The organism is Sodalis-like endosymbiont of Proechinophthirus fluctus, from assembly GCF_001602625.1.
GTDB lineage: Bacteria > Pseudomonadota > Gammaproteobacteria > Enterobacterales > Enterobacteriaceae.
This window is the reverse complement of sequence record NZ_LECR01000043.1, coordinates 10,788-14,800: the sequence shown is the minus strand read 5'-3', so window position 1 is coordinate 14,800 and position 4,013 is coordinate 10,788. Positions and strand designations below refer to the sequence as shown.

Below are 4,013 nucleotides of genomic sequence, written 5' to 3'. Positions count from 1 at the left end.
ATCAGAGTATCGTAGCGGCCCGGGTGCCACCCAGGCATGGCAGTTGATCTGTAGCGGAATATGGAACCATAAGGTCGGAACCCTAGCCGGCGCGACTGCGGAAGTTGATCTCTCTGCCTATCTCCCTCACCAGTTTTTGTGTAATCACTAGCCCCAGACCTGTACTGCCGTGGCAGCGGGTAATACTGGCATCGGCCTGGCGGAAAACCTGGAACAGCTGCGATTGCTGACGCTTGGCGATGCTGATTCCGGTATCGCGGATCTGTACGTTGATCTCCACCTGTTCCTGCTCGTGACCCTGGCGGCTGACGCAAATGATGATATGCCCTTGCTCGGTGAATTTGATAGCGTTGCCGACAAGGTCGGTCATAACCTGCTGCAGTCGCCGTGGGTCGCCCGCCGATGACATATTCTAGCACTTTGCGCTGTACCTGTAAAATCAGCTCCAGCCCCTTTTCGTGGGCAGTATAAGGCCAGCAGAATCACGACTTCATCCAGAATGACGCGCAGCGAGAAGGGAATGGTTTCCAACATCAGTTTGCCGGCTTCTAGCTTGGAGAAGTCCAGCACGTCGTTAATGATGCTCAGTAAATGATTGCCAGAACGTTCAATGGATTGCAGATAATCGCGCTGGGTCGTGGATAGCGGTGTTTTCAGCATCTGGCGGGTAAAACCAATAACGCCATTGAGGGGCGTACACAGCTCGTGAGACATATTTGCCAGAAATTCTGACTTGATGCGCACCGCCTCTCCTGGGCGCGTTTTTTCGCCAGATCCAGTTTGACGTTCTAGATTTCCATTTGCTCGAGGGTCTCACGCAGATTCGAGGTCGCCTGATCGATATTCTTCTGCAGCTCTTCGTAGTAGGTTGTTAAGCAACATCGCCATGGCGTTAATACCGTTTTTCAACATATATAGTTCGCCGAGCATGTAGCCTTCCACCCTGCTGTCCAACTGGCTGCGGCGGATGCGATAAACGATGCTGACCATATTGCGGATAGGATCCGTGACATCGCGCATCAACCGGTAGGCAAACATCCCAGAGCAACAAAGGTACAAAAGCAACAGCAGCGTGGAAATAAACGCCCCTTTATATTGCTGCAGCCGCACCGCGTCCATATCAAGTTCGATAGCGATATAGCCAAGCAGTTTTATTACGTCGCTGGCCGCACCGTAAGCGCCGCGCTCGCCGCCCGGCAGACTGTCCTCGCGCACTATGGGCGTGCGCATGATGAGTGATGACCACTAGCGCAGCAACGTTAGCCTTTCGGGCAGCGGCGCTCCTCCGTTCGACAGCTTTAGCCACACCATATTCTGTTGATAATTGGAGGTAACGAATAGGGTATTATTGACGTCGAACAGAGAGATGGACCGCACAATATCAGAGTGGTGGCGATGCAGCAAATTAACCAGGTGGCGCACACCGATTCGCGATTGTGAAATGTCATACCATATTCGCTTGATAGAATCAGTGGCTCGATAATGCTGGCGCCGGCCTCCATAAACTTATGCTGTAACTTGTTATAGCGGTGGACGAAAAAAACGCGCTAAGTAGTAAGTCAATGAAAAGCGTCGGAGCCAGGATAAGTATCATTATCCGCGTGCGCAAGCTGTATTTGGTCATAGCGGTCCAATATGGGAGAATAGCGTCAGGCTCATTTTGTAAAGGCGTTTCCGGCAATCTATGACGCAATTCTACTCTGCAAACCGTCGTGTAGCGACCCGGGAAAGGATCACGGTCCTGTGTGACCAACTGTATGCGTTCGTCCATGAGCTATTGTTCCAATGGGGCAAGGTCATGTTTATCCCCTAGCTGTTGCCGGGGGAGTAGAGTAGGCCGAGTTACGTTTCACCGAGGATAAACTCCAATACAGTCGTGGCGAAGTGGTCAATGCTCCCGACTGGATCGCCCCCTGCTCCATTACGTGGAGTGTAGGCTGTCAGCAGCACATCAGCCAGGAGTTGCAGCAGCGCACTAAGGCGGTAGCACTGCGTCTAGCTGTTTGCACGCAAAAATCTAGACGCAGTGCTCAAGGTGGCGCAAATCGGATCCAGCGCCTATAGTTACCGCCTTCGCACGTGCCTGTGGCTAGTCTACTGACAAAAATCTCGCCAACTTAGCATGAGTTATCGGCAGGCAAAGTCGAGCGATTTAGTCGATATTCACGCCTGTGCAATTTCTCAGCCGGCGCTCGAGCGGTTCATCTCTCCCTTACGCGCCTGTCTACAGGGGCTTCGAGCCGTGGCGCATCTGGGGCATGTCGAACTGGCGGCGGATAACTGTTTGCTATGTGCTACCTACAACCGCTGGTAGAGGAGGATCGCCGCCCGCTGCTGGATTTCGCTGCCTCCCATCAGGTCAGCGTATGGCTCTCATGCCCAATAGAAAACGTCTGGAATGCCTGAGCGGTCAGTAGCCCTATTATCAGATAGCACCGCTGACGCTGCGTTTCAGTCCGCTCGACTTCATCCAGATCAATGATGAGGTCAACCAGCAAATGGTGACCTAAGAGCTGGATTTGCTGGCGCTGATGCAGGGAGAACGGGTGTTATATCCCTTTCACAGTATGGGCAATTTTACGTTGAGGGGTTTTCGGTTTCTGGTAGCGAATGGGCAATATAACGTGCAGAGTAATTCACTAGGCAACATGACTTTTTTTCACGAAAATCTTAAGCAAGATGTGATACATCAACCGTGGACCGTAGGCAGATTTGATAAGATATTGCTCGACCAGGCCAGAGCGGGTGCAGCTGGTGTGGTACCCCTATTGGCAGCGCGCGCAGCGCATTGTCTACATTTCTTGCAATCGGGCGACACTTGAGCGGGATAGCAAAATTTTATTGGCGGCAAACTACACCCTGGCACGCCTGGCGATGCTGGATATGTTTCCGAATAGCGGCCATCTTGAATCGATGGCTTTATTTATCAAGCGTTCCCGCATATCTGCAAGATAGGGGAGTGGGTATGGTTGCGGTAAGAAGTGCACATTTGAACCAGGCGGGCGAATTTGCCGTGGACGACTGGGTTGCCAGTCTGGGCTTCGTCAATCCGCAGTCAAGTGAACGGCTGGCCGACACCTGGCGCTACTGCGAGCAGCAGTGCAAGGGCCACCCGGATGCTCCCCTACTGCTGTGGCGCAGCGTTGAAATGGTAGAAATTCTGTCCATGCTCAGTATGGACAACGACAGCCTGTGCGCGGCGCTATTGTTCCCTCTGGCCGATGCCGGTGTGGTTGAAGAGACAGTGCTGGAGGTAGAATTCGGCAAGAGTATCGTCGAACTGGTACATGGCGTGCGCGATATGAACGCCATCCGCCAGTTGAAAGCACGCCATAATGATTCCATGGCGCCGGAGCAGGTGGATAATGTGCGCCGTATGCTGCTGGCGATCGTCGAGGATTTCCGCTGTGTGGTGATAAAGATTGCCGAGCGTATCGCACATTTGCGCGAGCTGAAGGATGCGCCAGAAGGCGAACGGGTGCTGGCGGCGAAAGAAAGCACTAATATTTATGCGCCGCTCGCCAACCGACTCGGCATCGGCCAGCTCAAGTGGGAGCTGGAGGATTTCTGCTTCCGCTACCTGCATTCCGATGAATACAAGCGCATCGCCAAGTTGTTGCACGAGCGGCGCATTGATCGCGAAAAGTATATCGAGGATTTTGTCGACTCCCTGCGCAAGGCTATGCAGGAGGAAGGATTGAAGGCCGATATATACGGCCGGCCGAAACACATCTATAGCATCTGGCGCAAAATGCAAAAAAAGGCGCTGGAATTCGACGAGCTGTTCGACGTGCGCGCAGTGCGGGTGGTGGTAGAGCGCTTGCAGGACTGTTATGCTGCGCTCGGCATTGTGCATACCCATTTTCGCCATTTGCCGGATGAGTTCGACGACTATGTCGCTAATCCAAAACCCAACGGCTATCAATCGATCCATACTGTTGTATTGGGCCCGCGCGGCAAGACGCTGGAAATCCAGATCCGCACTCGCCAGATGCATGAGGATGCCGAACTGG

General features: G+C 53.2%; 4 protein-coding genes and 1 pseudogene. 3 read left to right on the top strand and 2 right to left on the bottom strand.

Annotated elements, in window-relative coordinates:
* A pseudogene (locus BG74_RS18880) lies at nt 1–1,624 on the bottom strand (histidine kinase dimerization/phospho-acceptor domain-containing protein); the annotation flags it as partial.
* Nucleotides 1,625–2,122: 498 nt separating this feature from the next.
* On the opposite strand from BG74_RS18880, the gene BG74_RS19620 reads away from it, so the two are divergent.
* On the top strand, nt 2,123–2,314 hold the full coding sequence (locus tag BG74_RS19620; RefSeq protein WP_369678514.1) for a hypothetical protein: 192 nt from the start codon (nt 2,123–2,125) through the stop codon (nt 2,312–2,314).
* 40 nt (nt 2,315–2,354) lie between these two features.
* Here the strand turns inward: BG74_RS19620 and BG74_RS19615 are convergent, their stop codons facing one another.
* Nucleotides 2,355–2,498 (bottom strand): hypothetical protein, encoded by a 144-nt coding sequence (locus BG74_RS19615; protein ID WP_369678513.1) that lies wholly within the window; start codon nt 2,496–2,498, stop codon nt 2,355–2,357.
* 256 nt (nt 2,499–2,754) lie between these two features.
* On the opposite strand from BG74_RS19615, the gene BG74_RS19610 reads away from it, so the two are divergent.
* Both BG74_RS19610 and BG74_RS16810 read left to right on the top strand, forming a co-directional pair.
* Nucleotides 2,755–2,955, top strand: a complete 201-nt coding sequence (locus BG74_RS19610) for a hypothetical protein (RefSeq protein WP_369678512.1) — start codon at nt 2,755–2,757, stop codon at nt 2,953–2,955.
* 10 nt (nt 2,956–2,965) lie between these two features.
* Nucleotides 2,966–4,013 (top strand): HD domain-containing protein (locus tag BG74_RS16810; protein WP_244267311.1); only part of this gene is annotated, 1,048 nt, incomplete at its 3' end.